General features: G+C 42.1%; 4 protein-coding genes. All 4 read left to right on the top strand.

All coding sequences use genetic code 11. The features are described 5' to 3' along the window. Positions 1-487: sensor histidine kinase (locus tag DESPODRAFT_RS06515; RefSeq protein ID WP_004072327.1), on the top strand; the 487-nt coding region annotated here is incomplete at its 5' end. Between the two features lie 85 nt (positions 488-572). Further along, positions 573-1976, top strand: a complete 1404-nt coding sequence (locus DESPODRAFT_RS06510; protein WP_004072326.1) for a sigma-54-dependent transcriptional regulator — start codon at positions 573-575, stop codon at positions 1974-1976. Continuing rightward, on the top strand, positions 1918-2250 hold the full coding sequence (gene tnpA, locus DESPODRAFT_RS06505; protein ID WP_004072325.1) for an IS66 family insertion sequence element accessory protein TnpA: 333 nt from the start codon (positions 1918-1920) through the stop codon (positions 2248-2250). The genes DESPODRAFT_RS06510 and tnpA overlap by 59 nt, the downstream gene beginning before the upstream one ends. After that, on the top strand, positions 2250-2505 hold a 256-nt coding region (gene tnpB / locus DESPODRAFT_RS06500; protein WP_004072324.1), incomplete at its 3' end, for an IS66 family insertion sequence element accessory protein TnpB. The genes tnpA and tnpB, both read left to right, overlap by 1 nt.

Raw genomic sequence — 2505 nt, 5'->3', positions numbered from 1 at the left:
ACACACACAAAGTGACCTGCAAACAGTCAATTGCAATGATCTTCTGACAAAATTGATGGAAATCACTATTCCTCACTGTGACGCAAAAAATATTCATGTTGAAATGACTTTAATGCCTGATATCCCAGATGTTTTGGCAGATCCCAGCACCCTGCAGTCCATCATTACGAATCTTGTGGCAAACGCCATCGAGGCCATGCCTGATGGCGGCGTTCTTACATTGAGCACCCGCTATATTCCAGTCTTGAAACTGGTAAAAATTGAGGTGACAGATTCCGGTATCGGTATCTGCCAGGAGGATATGTCAAATATATTTAATCCGTTCTATTCAACCAAAAAGCCGGGGGAGGGAACGGGCTTGGGACTTTTTATCAGTTATGAAATGGCAAGGAAACTGGGCGGTGATTTAAAGGTGGTCAGTGCAACCCAGGACGATGCGAGCAAACCTGGGACAAATTTCACCCTTGAACTTCCAACTGGGGGCTAGAAAATATGAGTGTGGTTCCGTTTAAAATATTAATCGTGGAAGATGATGTGACTTTAAACAGAGGCTTGGTACATGTCATTAAAAAATGGGGTACGATGTATATTCCACAAAGTCCGGAGAACAAGCCCTGAAACAGATCAAGCAGCATTCATTTGATCTGGTGATTTCAGATTTAAAACTGCCTGGCATTGACGGTAAGCAGATTTTAAAAGCAGCAAAAAAATACGATGCTGGTATCATGTTTATCATGATCACAGCATATGGCACAGTAGATACGGCAGTGTCTGCCATGAAAGAAGGGGCTGAAGATTATATTCTGAAACCCTTTGATATGGAAGAACTCAAAGTTGTAGTCAAAAAGACGTTGGAGAAAAAATCCCTGCTCATCGATAATATCCATTTAAAACGTCAGTTAAAACAGGAATATTCCTTTGATAATATCATAGGGAACAGCCCCTCAATGATGGCGGTTTTTAAAACTATCCACCATGTAAAAGATTCCAAAAGCACAGTACTGATTTGTGGCGAAACCGGTACCGGAAAAGAACTAGTGGCAAAGGCCATACATTATAATGGAGACAGGGCAGCAAAACCCTACATCCCGGTCAATTGTGCCGCAATCAATGAAAATTTGATGAGCAGTGAATTATTCGGACATGTTAAAGGCGCATATACCGGAGCGATATCGGATAAGCAGGGTTTTTTTGAGGCTGCCGACGGGGGCACCTTGTTCCTTGATGAAATCGGGGATATTGGCAAAGGGCTTCAACAAACCCTTCTAAGAGCTATTGAGAGTGGAGAAATCCGACCAGTAGGATCATTTGAACGGAAGATCGTTCAGGTTCGAATTATCGCTGCCACTAATAAAAATCTTGAGGATATGGTCGAAAAAGGTCGCTTCAGAGAAGATTTGTACTATAGACTTAATGTCGTCACCATCAATTTACCGCCATTGCGTGAACGCATTGATGATGTTGCGCTGTTGGCCTTTTATTTCTTGAGACGTTATGCTGCCCAGAACAACAAGCAGATTGATCAAATATCCTACGATGCCTTAAAATTGATGGAAAAATACAATTGGCCTGGAAATGTGAGAGAGTTAGAAAACATTATCGAAAGAGCTACTTTATTCGAAGAAACCCCTGCGTTAACAGTAGAAAGCCTTCCCAGCATTTTCAGACACTCTGTCTCAAGAACCCCTCGCAGGAATATCAATTCATTGGATCAGATGAACAGAACGCACATTGAGGAAGTGCTGGAATCCACCGGAGGTAATAAAACCGAGGCCTCCAAAATTCTGGGTATCAATCGCTCTACGCTTTATCGGATTATGAAACGATTCAAAAGTAAGCGGTTAGCAAACCCCATCTACAAATCGTTAGCGTGCCATGAGAAGATGAGCCATCTTTTAATTAGCGGAGGTTCATCATATGTCAAAAGCAAACAAGAAAAATCAAAAGCGCACCCAATTCTGGAAGCACCATATTAAACAATGGTCTGAATCCGGCATGTCACAGAATGCATACTGTAGGCAACATGACTTAAGGCCCAACCAGTTTACATACTGGAAAAGCAAATTCAAAAACCAGACCCTTTTTCCAGAATTCGTTCAGGTCCCTTCAACACAAATCACCCAGGTTCTAAACCGTTCTGAGCAAAAAGGATTAAGGCTGAATATAGATAACCGATTTCAGATCGAAATACCGGATGGATTTTCCCAGACAACCCTAGCCCAGGTGCTCCAAGTATTGGGGAGGTGCTGATGTTTTCTCCCACCCAGAATTTAAAAATTCATATTGCACTTGGGAGCACTGATATGCGCAAATCCATTGATGGGTTATCCATACTTGTGAGTGAAACATTGAATTTAGATCCATTCTCAGGACATATGTTTGTATTCTGTAATCGGAAACAGAATATATTGAAAATCCTGTATTGGGATCGTAATGGATTCTGTCTCTGGCACAAGAGGCGGTGGAAGCGGCCTCAACAGCCAGAGAAATGGTTTCAAGATCCCG

The organism is Desulfobacter postgatei 2ac9 (genome assembly GCF_000233695.2).
Classification (GTDB): domain Bacteria; phylum Desulfobacterota; class Desulfobacteria; order Desulfobacterales; family Desulfobacteraceae; genus Desulfobacter; species Desulfobacter postgatei.
This window is presented reverse-complemented; position numbering and strand designations above follow the sequence as displayed.